Genomic DNA, 15,247 nt, shown 5'->3' with positions numbered 1-15,247 from the left:
TTACTCGGCTTTCGCTGCTGCTTGTGAATCATTGCCGGCGGCGAGCGCGACCGGTGCGGCCGGCGAGGCTGACCCGAGCGTGGTGGATGCGTCGGCGCGGGGCGTTGCGACCGAAATCGAGACCTGGCCGCGACCGATCACGACGCCGGACACCGTGCGCTTCGATTGCAGATTGATGACGCTGACCACGTCGCCCTCGGTGCCGCCCTCGAGCGCCTTGCCGCGAATGGTGAGATAGAGACCGGTGGATTGGTAGATCAGAGTAACGGTCTGGTCGCGCTGCACCAGATCGGGCTTGGCGAGATCGGCGACCCGCAATGCCTGACCGGCGCGAAGCTGCTTTCGCATCTGCATGCCGACCGCGCGATCGCGTATCGCCGCGTCGCCGCCGACCTCCACCTTCGGACGCCGCTCGGCGATCACGTCGGAGGATTTCAGGACTTCATTGCGTTCGACGTCACGCGCCAGCACCGCGGCTTCCACGGTCTCGACCGCGGTGCCGGTGAAGCGCAATTTGATCGGCGTCGTGCCGGCATCGTTGCCGATCTCGAAGCTGACATCGAAGCGGCCGTTGCGCGGGTCGAACCGGGACGAGACCGGCTGCATGGCGCCGGTATTCGACGCCTCCAGCCGGAGGTCCTGCACGTCGCGATCGAAGGTCAGCGTGAGGTTGGCGGCGTCGCCGAGGCCGTTACGGTGTTCCAGCGCGCGGGCGACCTGAAGCTGGATGTCCTTGCTTTCGAGCGTGCGGGCCAGCCGCGTTACCGAAATTTCCTTGAGATCCCGGGTGTCGACGCCGATCACCTGGTGCGCCCGCAGCGTGGTCAGCACCTGGGCCGTCGGGATCGAGCCGGTGGTGCCGAGATCGGGCGCGCGATAGATCGCGATCTGCGCTGCGGTGCCCGCGTTGTCGATGATGTCGCCGATCCGTACCACATCGCCGGCGACGGTGACGCTGGCGCGCAGCACCGGTGCTGCGATAACGTCTTCGCTCTCTTGCGCCGACGCGGCCGCGCCGGTGGCCGCGAGCAGGGCAGCGGCGAGGAGGATTGCACGCAACGTCATCATCAGCTCCCGTCAGCGGAACAGCGCGGAGGTGGTTTGCAGCATCTGGTCAGCGGCGCTGACCACCTTGGAGTTCATCTCATAGGCGCGCTGCGCGGCAATCATGTTGGACATCTCGGAGACGACGTCGACGTTGGACTGTTCGAGGCTGCCTTCCGTGATGGTGCCGTAGCCGTCGGCGTTGGCGAGGCCGTCCTGCGGCGCGCCGGAAGACGGCGTTTCGGTGAACTGGTTATTGCCGACCGGCTGCAGGCCGGCCTTGTTGATGAAGCGTGTCAGGCCGATCTGGCCGATGATCGTGGAGGTCGTCGATCCCGGCTGCGTCACGGAGACCTGGCCCTGGGCATTGACCGTCAGGCCCGAGGAGTTCTGCGGTATCGTGATCGTCGGCTGAACCGGGTTGCCCTGGGCGGTGACGATACGGCCGGTGTTGTCCATCTGGAAGGTGCCGTCGCGGGTGTATTGAAAGGTGCCGTCGGGCTGCAGGATCTTGAAGAATCCCTCGCCGGTGATCGCCAGATCGAGGTCGTTGCCGGTTTGCGAGAGCGTGCCTTGCGTCATCGAACGCGGCGTGCCGACGGTCTTGACGCCGCCGCCGATATCGATGCCGACCGGCAGGATGGTGCCCTGGTCCGAGGACTGCGCGCCGACCCGGCGGATATGCTCGTAGATCAGATCCTGAAATGCCGCGGTCTGCTTCTTGTAGCCGGTGGTCTGCAAGTTCGCGATGTTGTTAGCGATGACCTGGACGCTGAGTTCCTGGGCCGCCATTCCGGTCGCAGCGGTATGAAGTGCTTGCATCGGTGGTCTCCTGAATGGTCGTTAAGCCGGAACTTCGGCGAGTTGCTGGATGGCGGTCTTGTGCAGATCGCTCTGCTGCTGCAGCAGGGTCGAGATTTGCGTGTAGGCGCGGGTCACCTCGATCATGCGGCTCATCTCGGACACCGCGCTGACGTTGGATTTCTCGATGAAACCCTGCTGGACCACCGATGTGGCGTCGGGCTGGGCTGCGCCTTCGCCTGCGGAATACAGGTTGGCGCCCTCCTTCAGGAGCTTCTGCGCGTCGGCGAAACTGACGAGCCGGAGCTTGCCGCGGACCGAATCCACCGTGCTGTTGCCCGTCACCACGGTGATGGTGCCGTCGGGCGCGACGTTGATGTCGTGGTCGGTCGGCTGAAAGACGATCGGCCCGCTAGTGCCGAGCACCGGATTGCCCGCGACCGTCACCAGCTGGCCCTGGTTGTTGAGCTGCAGGCCGCCGTCGCGGGTGTAGCGCTCGCCGGCGGGCGTCTGCACCACCAGGAAGCCGCTGCCATCGATCGCGAGGTCGAGCGGATTTTTGGTTTGATCGGCCGCGCCTTGCGAGAAGTCGCGGTAGGTGGCGCGGTCCTGGACATAGCTGACGCGGCGGTCGGCTCCCACGAAGTTGTCTTCGTGCGCGCCCGATGTCAGAAATTCCTCGAACAGCGAGCTGTCGGCCTTGTAACCGGTCGTGTTGACGTTCGCGATGTTGTTGGCGACGACATCGAGCTGCCGTTCCAGTAGCGTCTGCCGCGAAAGTCCGACGAGAAGCGTATTCTCCATCGGTGGTTCTCCCCTCAAATGATCCGCGCCAGGCCCTCCCAGGCCGTGTTGCGGATCGTGCGAACCGCCTGGCTCTCCCAAGCCGCGGTTCAGCAAGACCCTGAGCGAAAGCCGTGCCAACTCGAAAAATGCCGATTCTATAACGGCTTAGATGTTTCGCAGGGGTGTCGCCGGGGCGGCAATAAGGTCTTGTTGACCATGTTTGCCCGGCAACTTTTTCCTAGTTGCGAGCCAATAGAAAGGTTCCATTAACCATTGTTACCTTAGCGTCACGGCGAGAGAGCGCATGTGCGCTGGCGGCATTTGTATCGCGTCATGGCCTGCTGAGCGTGTCGGGTTGATTCCCAAACCGGATCGGGGCGATGGCAGACAACGAGGCAGAAGGCAGCGCGGGGGAAACCCCTGAAGGCGCCGGGCCCAAGAGCAAACTCAAGCTGATAATCGCCGTGGTGGCCGTGCTGTTGATCGGCGGCGGCGGCGCGACCTGGTTCTTTTTCTTCCGGCATCACGGCGAGGAAGTGCACGCGGAGGCGCCGGTGGCGAAACCGCCGTCCTTCGTCGAGGTGCCGGACATGCTGATCAACCTGATCGGCGGCCCCGGCGAGCGCGTGCAGTATCTCAAGGTCAAGGTCGTGCTCGAGGTCAAGGAAGAGAAGCAGGCCGAGGCGATCAAGCCGTCGATGCCGCGCGTCACCGATATTTTTCAAACCTATCTGCGCGAACTGCGGCCGACCGATCTCAACGGTTCGGTCGGCCTGTTTCGCCTGAAGGAAGAGCTGACCCGGCGGGTCAATGCGGTGATCGCGCCAATCCAGGTCAACGCCGTGCTGTTCAAGGAAATCGTCGTTCAGTGACGAAATAGGTCTGAAATCATGGCGGGCAACGATCCAGTCGACCAGGATGCCATCGCAGCGCAATGGGAAGCGTCGCTGGATTCCGAGGATCCGGTAGAGGCGGCGGCGTCGGCCGCGGCCAATGAACTCTCCGGCACCATGGCGCTGCAATGGGCCGCCATGGTCGAAGACGGCAGCCGCGACTTCGGCGGCAAGAACAGCGGCGAGCGGGTACTGTCGCAGGAAGAAATCGACAATCTGCTCGGCTTCAACGTCGGCGACGTCAACCTCGACGACAATTCCGGCATCCGCGCCATTATCGATTCGGCGATGGTGTCCTACGAGCGTCTGCCGATGCTCGAAATCGTATTCGACCGGCTGGTGCGGCTGATGACCACCAGCTTGCGCAATTTCACCTCCGACAATGTCGAAGTGTCGCTTGATCGCATCACCTCGGTGCGGTTCGGCGACTACATGAATTCGATTCCGCTGCCGGCGGTGCTCAGCGTGTTCAAGGCCGAGGAATGGGACAATTTCGGCCTGGCGACGGTGGATTCCAGCCTGATCTATTCGATGATCGACGTTCTCCTCGGCGGCCGCCGCGGCCAGACTTCGCTGCGCATCGAGGGCCGGCCCTATACCACCATCGAAACCAATCTGGTGAAGCGGCTGGTAGAAGTCGTGCTGACCGATGCCGAGCAGGCCTTCAGGCCGCTGTCGCCGGTCACCTTCAGCATCGACCGGCTGGAAACCAATCCGCGCTTTGCCGCGATCAGCCGGCCCGCCAACGCCGCCATTCTGGTGCGGCTGCGCATCGACATGGAAGACCGCGGCGGCAACATCGAATTGCTGCTGCCCTATGCCACCATCGAGCCGATCCGCAGCGTGCTGCTGCAGATGTTCATGGGCGAGAAATTCGGCCGCGATCCGATCTGGGAGGGCCATTTCGCGACCGAGGTCGCGCAGGCCGAGATTTCGGTCGATGCCGTGCTCTATGAGGCCGAAATTCCGCTCAAGCAGCTGATGAAGCTGAAGGTCGGCGATACCTTACCGCTGGAAATGCGCGCCGACGCGCTGGTGGCGGTGCGCTGCGGCAGCGTGACCCTGACCGAGGGGCGGATGGGCCGGGTCGGCGACCGCGTCGCCATTCGCGTCACCAAGCAACTGCGCAAGCCGAATACCACCTTCGCGATGTTCGAAAAGGCCGATGAGCAAACCAAGTTGATGGAGGCACAATGAGTCATTCACTGGGAATTGCAATCGAGAGTCTGGTGGCGGTATTGCTGATGCTCACCATCGGCTACTGCATGCTGTTGAACAGCCGGCTGAAGCGCCTGAAGGCGGATGAGCATTCGCTGAAGGCGACGATCGGGGAACTGATCACGGCAACCGAAATCGCCGAGCGCGCCATCGGCGGGCTCAAACACACCGTTCGCGACGTCAACGAGAATCTGGGCAACCAGCTCACCTCGGCGGCGCAGATGTCGCAGCAGCTGAAGAACCAGCTCGCGGAAGGCGACAATGTCGTTCGGCGGCTGACCAGAATCGCGATCGCGGCAAGACCGGCGTCCGCACCGGAACCCGCGGCTCCCGCTGTGTCGGCGGCCAAGGCGGTTGCCGCGGCGGCCCAGGCGTTTTCCGACCGCAAAAGGTCCGATGGCCTCGCCGCATGAAATCTCTCCGTGACATTCGCGTGATTCCGGTGGTCGTGATCGCGGTCGCCGGCCTCGCCGTGCTCAAGATCGCCGGCCTCGTGATCGACGGCGGCTACGTGTTCGACTACCAGCCGCAATCGACCAAGCAATCCTGGGCGCAGGAGACCTTCAACTTTCCGGGGGGAAACAAACCCGATCCCGCCGACATCACCGGCTCGGTCGACAAGCCCAAGGAGGAAGCCGCCAAGCCCGCCGTGGCCACGCCGGAAGTCGCCAAAACCGACGGCACCGTGATCTATCCCGAGCAGGGCCAGCAGGTGTCGCCGTCCGAGCGCGCCGTCCTCGAGCGGCTGCAGGCGCGGCGGCAGGAAATCGAAGCGCGTGCGCGCGAGGTCGATATTCGCGAAAGCCTGCTCAAGGCCGCCGAAAAGCGAGTCGAATCGCGCGTCGAGGAGCTGAAGGCCGTGGAAGCGCGGATATCGGCGGCGACCGAACAGAAAACCGAAACCGATGCCGCACGCTTCAAGGGCATCGTCACCATGTATGAGAGCATGAAGCCGAAGGACGCCGCCAAGGTGTTCGACCGGCTCGAGATGCCCGTGCTGTTCGAAATCGCCTCGCAGATCGCGCCGCGGAAGATGTCCGATATCCTCGGCCTGATGTCGACGGACGCGGCCGAGCGGCTGACCGTCGAATTGGCCCGGCGGGCCGGGTCGGATCAATCCGCCTCCGCCTCCGACCTTCCCAAAATCGACGGCAAGGTGCTGCCGCAAAAGCCCAATTAACGGGAATATTTAATAGGTCCTTAAATCGCCAATTCTAGATTCGAAGGCGTCAGGACGCGCGAAGGCGCCACGCCGGAGAGCGGATCGTTGAACTGAAAGACTGGTTTGGAATGGCGCGAACGGCTGCCGCTGGATTTTGGTCGCAAGCCCGCGCCTGCGCGCGCACCGTCCGGCGTTGTCTTGGCGGAGCGTCGACGTTGCTGGCCGGGCTGGTCCTGGTCGGTTTGACAACTCCCGGCATCTGCCAGACCGAGGCGGTCAAGGGCGAGGCGACGTTTTCCGCGGCCGGCGGCTACGCGCGGCTGGTGCTGAAACTCGCCGAGGATGTCGACTCCGAAGTGACTACCGCGGGCTCGATCCTGGTGATCCGGTTCAAACGCCCGGTGGATATTCCGATCGACCGGCTGTCCGACGCGGTGCCCGACTATGTCGGCGCGGCGCGGCGCGATCCCGACGGTTCGGCGATCCGGCTGTCGCTGGCGCGCAAGGTGACCGTCAACACCATGACCGCCGGCGAACGCGTGTTCGTCGATCTGTTGCCCGATACATGGACCGGTCAACCTCCCGGCCTTCCTCCCGAGGTCGTGCGCGAACTTTCCGACCGCGCGCGGGCGGCGGAGCGCGCCTTGCGCCTGCAGCACGCGACGGCGGATGCGAAGAAGCGTGCGCCGATCCGGGTCCGCGCCCTGGTGCAGCCGACCTTCGTCCGCTTCGTGTTTGAAACGCCTGACGGGGTCGGCGTCTCCTCGGTGCTCAACGAGCGCAAGCTCTCGCTTTTGTTCAGCGCGCCGCTCAACTTCGATCTCGCGGACGCCAAGGTGGCGGCGCCATCGAACGTGGCCTCGATCGATCAGAGGATCGATGGCGACTCCTCGACCGTGGAAGTAGCCTTGATCGGCGATGTCGACGTCCACCCGTTCCGCGAGGACAAGAACTACATCGTCGACGTCGCCTTCCAGCCATCTGAAAAGCCGCCGGCATCGCCGCTGGTATCGGACGCCTCACACGCTCCTGCGCCAGCCGCTCCTGCGCCAGCCGCCCCGGTGCCGTCCGCCCGAGTGGCCGCCGCGCCTGCTGCAGTCGCGCCGGTTGCTGCGGCACCGGCAGCGTCAGAGAAGCCCGCCGCCGAGCCTCCGGCATCACGGCAATCCAGCGAGATCGTGCCGCCGACGCCGGAGACCTCAGCGAAAGAGGCCGGCGCCGAGATCAAACCCGAACAGGCCGCAAGCCCTGCGCCCGCGCCGGAAACGCCGAAGCCCGCGCGCGCACTGCAGGAGCCGCCGGCGCCTGCGGCGGAGATTCCGGCTGCCCCGGCGGAGATGCCGAAAAAAATGGCCGCCGCGGTGTCCGAGCCGGCTCCTGAAATCAAGCCCGCCGACAGCGGCGCAACCGTCGAAGCCACGCGCGACAGCGACGGCTTCCGCATGATGTTTTCCTTTGCCGCCGCCACGCCGGCGGCCCTGTTTCGCCGCGCCGATACGGTGTGGCTGGTGTTCGATTCCACCAAGCCGATCGATATCGATCCGATCCGCAGCAAGGGCGGCGCCGTCATCGCCGATGTCAGCCGGTTGCCGCTGGACAAGGGGCAGGCGATCCGGATCAGGCTCACCCGCCCGCAAATGCCTTCGCTGACCAGCGACGATCCGGGCGGCGCCCACTGGACGGTCACCTTTGCCGATACGATGCAGTCGCCGCAGCCGCTGATAGCGGTGCGAAACATCGCCGATCCCACGCTTGCCAACGTCACCGTGCCGCTGTCCCGGCCCGGCCTGCTGCATCGGCTCGTCGACCCGGACGCCGGCGATACGCTGCTGGTGGTCACGGCGCCGGCGCCGATCCGCGGCTTCCTCAAGCGGCAGGATTTTGTCGAGTTCTCGCTGCTCGAATCGGTCCACGGCGTCGCGGTGCATCCGAACTCCGATGATGTCACCGCCGAGGTCGCGGCCGACAAGGTCATACTCGGCCGGCCCGGCGGCCTGACGCTGTCGGCGGCCGACGTCACGGCAGAGCGCGCGCCGGCCATGATCCGGCCGGTTTTCGACCTTCCCGAGTGGCACAAGAACCAGCAAGGCAGCTTCATTGCGCGGGAGGACGCGCTTGTCGCGGCCGCCGGGGCGCTCGAGCCCGACCAGCGCACGCAGGCCAGACTCGATCTTGCGCGCTTCTATATGTCGCGCGGGATGTATCCGGAAGCCAAGGGGGTTGCCGAACTCGTGCTCGCCAGCTCCAAGCCGGGTCTTGAGGATCCCGCCGCGCTGATGGTTCATTCGGTCGCCAGCATCCTGATCGGCCGCCCCGACCAGGGGTTGAAGGATCTCGCCAATCCCTTGATCGGCAACAACTACGATTCGCAATTGTGGAAGGCGCTGGCCTACGCGCGCCAGCGCAAGTGGCCGGAGGCGCGCGAGAAATTCAAGAACGTCGAATTCGCCATCACCTCGCTGCCGATCGAACTGCAGCGCATCGTGATCACGGACGCGATGCATGCCGCGCTCGAGGTCAGGGACTATTCCGGCGCCGCGAAACGCAGCAGCGATCTGGATGTTATCGGTGTCCCGCCCGAGCAGGAACCGGCGATCTCGCTGTTGCGCGGCCGGCTGGCGGAAGGGCTCGGACACGAGAAGGACGCGCTCGACGACTACAGGATTGCCGTCGATTCCTCCGACCGTGCCGCGGCCGCCGAAGCCAAATTGTTCGAGATTGCGCTGCGGCAGAAGCGCAACGAGGTCAGCCGGGTGGACGCCTTGCGCGAGCTTGAGACGGATTCGGTGATGTGGCGCGGCGACGGGATCGAGGCGAGGGCGCTGCAGATGATGGCGCGGCTCTATTCCGATGCCGGACGCTACGCCGAGTCGCTCACGGCGGCGCGCGGCGCGACCCGGCTGGAGCCGAATTCGGAAGGCTCGCGGCAGGCCCAGGACGCGGCGGCGGCGCTATTCGCGGACCTTTTCCTGGGTCCAAAGGGCGACGATCTTCCGCCGGTCGACGCGCTCGGGATGTTTTACGAGTTTCGTGAATTGACGCCGATCGGGCGGCGCGGCGACGAAATGATCCGGCGTCTCGCCGACCGGCTGGTGGCGGTCGACCTGCTCGACCAGGCCAGCGAACTCCTGCAATATCAGGTCGACAAAAGGCTCGAGGGGGCGGCGCGGGCGCAGGTCGCGGCGCGTCTCGCCATGGTCTACCTGACCAATCGCAAGCCGGATCGCGCCATAGCGGCGCTCCGTACCACGCGCATTGCCGATCTCTCCGGCGAACTGCGTCAGCAACGGCTGTTGCTGGAGGGGCGCGCGCAAAGCGACGTCGGACGCCATGAACTGGCGCTCGACATCATCTCGAATATCTCCGGCCGCGAAGCGATCCGGCTGCGCTCCGACATTTACTGGGCGGCGCGGCAATGGCGCGAGTCCTCGGAACAGATCGAATTGTACTACGGCGATCGCTGGCGCAATTTCGAGCCGCTCAATCCGGCGGAGAAGGGCGACGTGATCCGCGCGGTGGTCGGATACGCGCTGGCCGAGGATGCCATCGGCCTGGCGCGATTCCGCGAAAAATATGCGCCATTGATGAGCGGCGAAGCTGACCGCGCCGCCTTCGAGACCGCGAGCAAGCCGGCCGCCTCCAACAGCGCCGAATTCGGCGAGATCGCCAAGATGGCGGCGAGCGTCGATACGCTCGACGGGTTCCTGCGCGAAATGAAGGCGCGATTCCCGGACGCGACTGCAAAGGCGCCGCTGCCGCCGGAGACCAAGGCCGATCCGGCCCCCACCGGCTCGCTGCCGAGGATCGTCGGATTGAGGCAGGTCGGTCCGGCCAGGTAAGCGCGTCGCACACCTGTTCTGCTGGTCACGCCCTCGACAGACGCTCGCCGAAACGGCAACCTGCGGCGATCTGGTGTCCCAGAGGAAGCCGCCTTCATGAGTAAGCCCACCAAGACCGAAGCGGAACTCGTTGCGATGGCAAGAGCGGAGCTGCAGGTCCACGCCGACTGTCCGGACGGAATCGCGATTGCAGTTTTGCCTGACGGGGACTCCTGGGAATTCCGCACCGAGGCCGATGCGCCGACCAAGGCCAAGCCCGGCTATCCCGAATGCGTCGCAATGATCGTGCAGATCGGCGACCACCTCAGCAAGCAGTATGATGTGAAGGGCTGAGGGTGGCTCAGTGCTTCGTCGTTGCAGGCCACAAGGCGACGAGGCAATCCAGGCCTGCCGTCGGGCACGCATTCCTGCCTTCGGATCGCAACGACGGAAAGCCAATTTGACGACCAATCCAGCGCCAGGCCGATTCGACAGCCAGCATCGGGCATCGTTGCCGGCGACTCTCGCCGCGAGTCCAGCGCCGCGGGCCGCTTCCGTCGACGTCATGTTCGGCCGTCTGCCCGAACCAAAAGGCGCGAGACAAAAATCCGCACTCGCCAACTCAAAAGGATCGGATAGATGAGGGGAAACGACATGGAAAACAATCGCAGCGAAGCATTCACGGACGAAATTTGCGCGATCCCGACGCGACGCCGCCTTTTGCAAGGTGCTGGCGGCCTCATCGCCGCCTCGGCACTTCAAACAAATGCCGCCGTCGGCGCAACTCTTCCCGCCGAAGAATCCCCGAAAGCAGTTTCGGCCGCTGCTCCCGATCTGACCGGGCGGCTTGCAAGCTATATGGTGGCGGCGCGGGAGCGCAGCCTGCCGCCCCAGGTACTGCTGGATGCCAAGCATCGCGTGCTGGATACGCTGGCGGCCATGGTGTCGGGAACGCGTCTCGATCCCGGCGTGCTGGCCATCCGATTCATGCGCGCGCAGGGCGGCACGCCAGAAGCGTCCCTTGTCGGAACCGATATCAAAACTTCCGCCATCAACGCTGCTTTGGCCAATGGGATGTTCGCGCACGCGGACGAAACGGATGACGTCGACCCGTTGACCAAGGCGCACCCGGGCGCCGGTGTCGTTCCCGCCGCCCTGGCGGTCGCGGAACGAGAGCAACGCTCGGGAATGGAACTGCTCCGGGCGGTGGCGCTCGGCTACGATGTCGGTTGCCGTTTTGTCGTCGCACTCGGTCCGGATCTGGTACGCGGCAGTCACCGCGGCGTCGAGGGGCCTTGCTCCACCATGGGCGCCCTGGCTGCTTCGGCCTCGCTCGCTCGCCTGGACGAAACCGGGATGCGATATGCGCTTTCCTACGCCGCGCAGCAGGTCTCCGGCCTCTGGAGCTGGGTCGAGGATCCCGACCACATTGAAAAGGCCTTTGACATTGGCGGGATGGGCGCCCGCAACGGCGTCACCGCGGTGACCATGGTGCAGGCAGGCTTTACCGGCGTGCGCGATGTGCTGAGCGGACGGCACAACGCACTGCAGGCGCTGTCATCCCAGCCGCACCCCGAGGCGATGGTGGCCGATCTGGGAAGCCGCTTTTTCGTCCAGGAGACGGGCATCAAAACGTATTCCGTGGGCTACCCCAACCAGGCTCCGCTGGATGCATTCCTTCAACTGCGCCGGGAGTTTGGCCTGCGCACCGACAATGTCGAGCGGATTGTCGTGGCGCTGCCGGAGGACGGTCCCGGCATTGTCAGCAACAGCCCGATGCCAAACGTCAACTGCCAGTACCTGCTCGCCACGGCCCTGGTCGATGGCGCCGTCTCGTTTGCGAACAGCCACTCCCGCGAACATATGAACGACCCCCAGATACGCGCCGCCATGCAACGCGTGCAGGTGGTGGGAGATCCCAAATTGAACGACCCCACTGCCCCCCGCAGCGGGCGGGTGGACGTTACCATGCGTGACGGCCGGACAGTCAGCCACTTCACCCGCTTTCCCCCCGGCACGAAAGAAAACCCGGCGAGTACGGAAGTCCTGAACGGGAAAGCGCGGGATTTGATGGCGCCCATATTGGGCGCTGAACGCACGGACAAGCTCATCCAGCGCATGAACGCCCTGGAACAGGTCGATGATATGCGTGAGCTCGTCCGTTCTCTTCTGACAGTCTAGGAGCGCTTTCCAGTTCGGTGGCATCATCCTTCGAGACGCATCGCTTCGCGATGCTCCTCAGGATGAGGTCTGAGACCCTCATGGTGAGGAGCGCGGCAACGCCGCGCGTCTCGAACCATCAGGCCCGTTGGGTGCCTGATTGTGGTTCGATACAACTGGAAAATGCGTTAGAAAAGACGGGCGCCTTCCGACATCACGATGGCGGCCGGGCAAAATCGGCCGCTATTTCCCGCAGGTTTGCAGTTCAAAAAGCAAACCCTTGGTTTTGAAAGACCACTGGTACCATTGGGTTATGTCCGACGCCGGACACAGGAACTAAGGTCCCAAACATGCATTGTCCGGTTTGAAAAAATCGGAGGTGTGTCATGAAGCCAATGCCCGACGCCCATGAAAATCGCCGCCTAGCCGACATTCAAACCGATAAGGCCGAGAAACTGCCGGCCGGGGGCGCGCGCGACGCCCATCTGAAAAATGCGCGCGACCTGGAGTCAAGCGCGCATTCAAATGACTGGCGTGACTCCAACCTGCACCCACCCAAGTAAGGCTCACGCGTCAGAGTTGTTGGCCCGCGGCTTCGTGCAGTAACTCGGACGATACCCAGGCCGCACCGCATCCGACATTCAAGCCGCATCCAATGCAAGGCTGGACGCCGGATTTCATCCCTAAACTGACCGACGATGCGGTTGCAACCATGCTTAAGGCTTTGCCGCGCCCTGAACGCCGACGTAGCACGCATACACGGAGGTACTCGCGCACATGTATAATCGATTGTGCCGTTCAACGCGGACGTCATCGAATGGACGGACCGCAGAATGGTGCGCTCACACGGAGCGCCGGCAAGAGTGCTGTATTCCACCAAATACTACGTTGAGTTGAAACGACGTCGTTCTGTTCGCAGTTGCAACAGAACTTGATGCACCTGACGCGCGACAAGGAACTGCCACGATCGAAGCGCACCAAGTAACCTTCAAGAAGACGCGCGGTCTGACGAAACAGGCAAACGGCGCTCGCGGGTGCAAGACCAAAAAACCGATATTTTTTCAATTAGCAACGAGCACAGAAACCGGCAATCAGGGAGGTCAGAAAAATGAGTGGTAGGAAGAACTTGATGACGACCACCGCGATGTTCATCGCCGCCGTCGCGATTGTGGGCGCTGGATGCGCGCCATCGTTGGCACAGGATGCGAATGCGCTCGATAACGCCGGCAAGAACGGCAAGGATTGGCTGAGCTACCACGGCAGTTACCAGTCTTGGCACTACAGCCCGCTCGATCAGATCGATACCAACAACGTCGGGAAAATGAAGGTAGCCTTCATCCATCAGGTCGGTCACTCGACCCGCGGCGTGCAGTCGATGCCGCTGGCAAAGGACGGCGTCGTCTACTACTCGGCGTCCTACGACAAAGTTTTCGCGCTCAAGGGCGACACCGGCGAAGTGCTGTGGTCGTTCGTTCCCAAGCTCGATGACGACCTGGTAGCCCGCCAGACTCACTCGCCCTACAATCGCGGAATGGCGATGGGAGACGGCAAACTCTACATCGGCACTGTCGACGGTCGGCTGTTCGCACTCGACATGAAAACCGGCAAGCCGGTCTGGGAGACCAAGTTGATCAATTCCCAGAAGCTCACCGTCGGCTTTACCGGTGCGCCGCTCGTCGTCAAGGACAAGGTGATCATTGGTGCCCAGGGCGGCGAGTGGCCGGGCCGTGGGCCGATTTTCGGCGTTGATGCCAAGACAGGTCAGAAAGTATGGGAATTCCTCACCGTCGCCGGCACACCGGACGCCGAGAAGACCTGGGGCAACGAGTCATGGCGCACCGGCGGTGGCGGTGGCTGGATGCCCGGCACCTACGACGCCGAGACCAATTCAGTGTGGTGGGGCACGGCCAACCCGGCGCCCCTCTACGACTGGGGCGGACCGGAATACAAGACCAGTGGCGCGCGGCCGGGCGACAACCTTTACACGACGTCGGTGATCGCGCTCGACCCCGACACCGGCAAGATCAAGTTCTTCCACCAGGAACTGCCGCATGACGCCTGGGATTTCGACAGTGCGGTCGGCGAATTCGTGCAAATCGACCGCGATGGCAAGAAGTATTACGTGCACCCGAATAAGAGCGGTTACATCTTCGTCTACGACCGCGCCAACGCCAAGGTCGAGAACGTTTACAACATCGTCAAAGCCAGCAATTTCGTGAAAAGCATCGACCCGAAAACAGGCGAGCTGATCGGTCGGCGTGACATGACGGCGGGCAAGCAGCAGGACCTTTGCCCGGCCATCGACGGCGGCATCAGTTGGAATGCCGGCAGCTATAATCCGCAGAGCGGGCTCTACTACAAGATAGCAAATGAATGGTGCATGGACCTCGAGATTACGAAGTCCCCGCAAGTAACGGAGCCGCAAGCGCAGCTCAATCTCGGCGCCACCTTCACGCTCAAGGATCCTCCCGGAGACAAGCAGCACGGTCACGTTGATGCCCGAGATCCGATCACCGGCAAGTTGGCGTGGTCGGTGGATTTCCCCGAACCGCCGACCGCGAGCCTGCTTTCGACCGCGGGCGGTCTTCTCTTCGTACCCGACGCACGCGGCTGGCTGCATGCGCTCGACGTCAAGACCGGCAAGGATCTCTGGCAGGGCAATGACGGCGCTACCCACAACGGCGGAATCATCAGCTACGAGGCTGGTGGGAAGCAATATATTGCGGTCGTCACGGGCGGTCAAAGCCTGGTCGGCGAAGGCTATGCCGAGCAGTTCGGCGGCCCCTACAAGTCCATGGAGAAGGACACCGGCTCCCTCGTCGTCTACGCACTCGAATAGTCTCACTGGTATCGCGTCGTGGTTCGCATCGTCGAAATTCATTTCGAACGGAACCACGACGCGATTGCTTTTCTTTGCGAAGGGGATCGGTGTTCGGGCAGCCTGAAGGGTTGCGTCCACCGGAACGCAAGCCAAACGCGCTGTTCCGATTGGTGAAAAGTATGAAACGACGGATCGGCTTTTGCCTTATGGCGGGCTTTGCTTCTTTCGTGGCTGCTTATGGTTGCATTTTGGTGCCTGCAAGCCGCGCCCAACAAACGTCGGCTCCAGCTGCTGGCGACAAGGCCGCGCAGATCGAGCGCGGCTCCCAGGCCTTCACCGGGAACGGTTGCGGGTTTTGCCACGAGAACGGTGGCCGTAAGGCGGGTCGCGGCCCGCAGCTTTTGGCTGACGCCCACGACGACGATTTTTTGATGTCCCGAATTGCAACGGGTTCGCCAGGTCATATGCCGGCGTTCGGCCAGGCGCTGCCGATTGAGGACATTCAAGCGATCATTGCATACATTCGAAACCTTCAGCCGTGATT

13 protein-coding genes are annotated in these 15,247 nt (G+C 63.4%); 10 read left to right on the top strand and 3 right to left on the bottom strand.

The genetic code is table 11. The features are described from left to right. The 3 genes from flgA to flgF are packed head-to-tail and all read right to left on the bottom strand — an operon-like array spanning position 1 to position 2,649. On the bottom strand, positions 1-1,065 hold the full coding sequence (flgA, locus tag B5527_RS26880; RefSeq protein WP_079607529.1) for a flagellar basal body P-ring formation chaperone FlgA: 1,065 nt from the start codon (positions 1,063-1,065) through the stop codon (positions 1-3). Positions 1,066-1,077: 12 nt separating this feature from the next. Further along, on the bottom strand, positions 1,078-1,866 hold the full coding sequence (flgG, locus tag B5527_RS26875; protein WP_079604225.1) for a flagellar basal-body rod protein FlgG: 789 nt from the start codon (positions 1,864-1,866) through the stop codon (positions 1,078-1,080). 21 nt (positions 1,867-1,887) lie between these two features. Then, positions 1,888-2,649 (bottom strand): flagellar basal-body rod protein FlgF, encoded by a 762-nt coding sequence (flgF, locus tag B5527_RS26870; protein ID WP_079604224.1) that lies wholly within the window; start codon positions 2,647-2,649, stop codon positions 1,888-1,890. 362 nt (positions 2,650-3,011) lie between these two features. Here flgF and fliL point away from each other — a divergent pair, with 362 nt between their 5' ends. The 10 genes from fliL to B5527_RS26820 all read left to right on the top strand — a co-directional run bounded on the left by fliL (position 3,012) and on the right by B5527_RS26820 (position 15,245). Further along, positions 3,012-3,503, top strand: coding sequence for a flagellar basal body-associated protein FliL (gene fliL, locus B5527_RS26865; RefSeq protein WP_079604223.1), 492 nt, complete (start codon positions 3,012-3,014; stop codon positions 3,501-3,503). An 18-nt stretch (positions 3,504-3,521) separates the two neighbouring features. Next, positions 3,522-4,721, top strand: a complete 1,200-nt coding sequence (gene fliM / locus B5527_RS26860) for a flagellar motor switch protein FliM (protein WP_079604222.1) — start codon at positions 3,522-3,524, stop codon at positions 4,719-4,721. Then, a complete protein-coding gene (locus B5527_RS26855) occupies positions 4,718-5,155 on the top strand; it encodes a DUF6468 domain-containing protein (RefSeq protein WP_079604221.1) in 438 nt (145 codons plus the stop codon). Before fliM ends, B5527_RS26855 begins: the two co-directional genes overlap by 4 nt. Continuing rightward, on the top strand, positions 5,152-5,922 hold the full coding sequence (locus B5527_RS26850) for a MotE family protein (protein WP_079604220.1): 771 nt from the start codon (positions 5,152-5,154) through the stop codon (positions 5,920-5,922). Before B5527_RS26855 ends, B5527_RS26850 begins: the two co-directional genes overlap by 4 nt. A gap of 110 nt (positions 5,923-6,032) precedes the next feature. Next, entirely contained in the window at positions 6,033-9,743 is a 3,711-nt protein-coding gene (locus B5527_RS26845; RefSeq protein WP_079604219.1) for a hypothetical protein, read from the top strand. Between the two features lie 96 nt (positions 9,744-9,839). Then, positions 9,840-10,076: a hypothetical protein gene (locus B5527_RS26840; protein WP_079604218.1), complete on the top strand. Its 237-nt coding sequence runs from the start codon at positions 9,840-9,842 to the stop codon at positions 10,074-10,076. Positions 10,077-10,376: 300 nt separating this feature from the next. Continuing rightward, positions 10,377-11,903, top strand: coding sequence for an MmgE/PrpD family protein (locus tag B5527_RS26835; protein ID WP_079604217.1), 1,527 nt, complete (start codon positions 10,377-10,379; stop codon positions 11,901-11,903). 365 nt (positions 11,904-12,268) lie between these two features. Beyond that, a complete protein-coding gene (locus tag B5527_RS44535) occupies positions 12,269-12,445 on the top strand; it encodes a hypothetical protein (RefSeq protein WP_154072545.1) in 177 nt (58 codons plus the stop codon). Between the two features lie 566 nt (positions 12,446-13,011). Continuing rightward, positions 13,012-14,721 (top strand): pyrroloquinoline quinone-dependent dehydrogenase, encoded by a 1,710-nt coding sequence (locus tag B5527_RS26825; RefSeq protein ID WP_079604215.1) that lies wholly within the window; start codon positions 13,012-13,014, stop codon positions 14,719-14,721. An 89-nt stretch (positions 14,722-14,810) separates the two neighbouring features. Beyond that, a complete protein-coding gene (locus tag B5527_RS26820) occupies positions 14,811-15,245 on the top strand; it encodes a c-type cytochrome (RefSeq protein ID WP_154072544.1) in 435 nt (144 codons plus the stop codon). Positions 15,246-15,247: the final 2 nt, after the last annotated feature.

This window comes from Bradyrhizobium erythrophlei (assembly GCF_900129425.1).
GTDB classification, from domain to species: Bacteria; Pseudomonadota; Alphaproteobacteria; order Rhizobiales; family Xanthobacteraceae; genus Bradyrhizobium; species Bradyrhizobium erythrophlei_C.
This window is presented reverse-complemented; position numbering and strand designations above follow the sequence as displayed.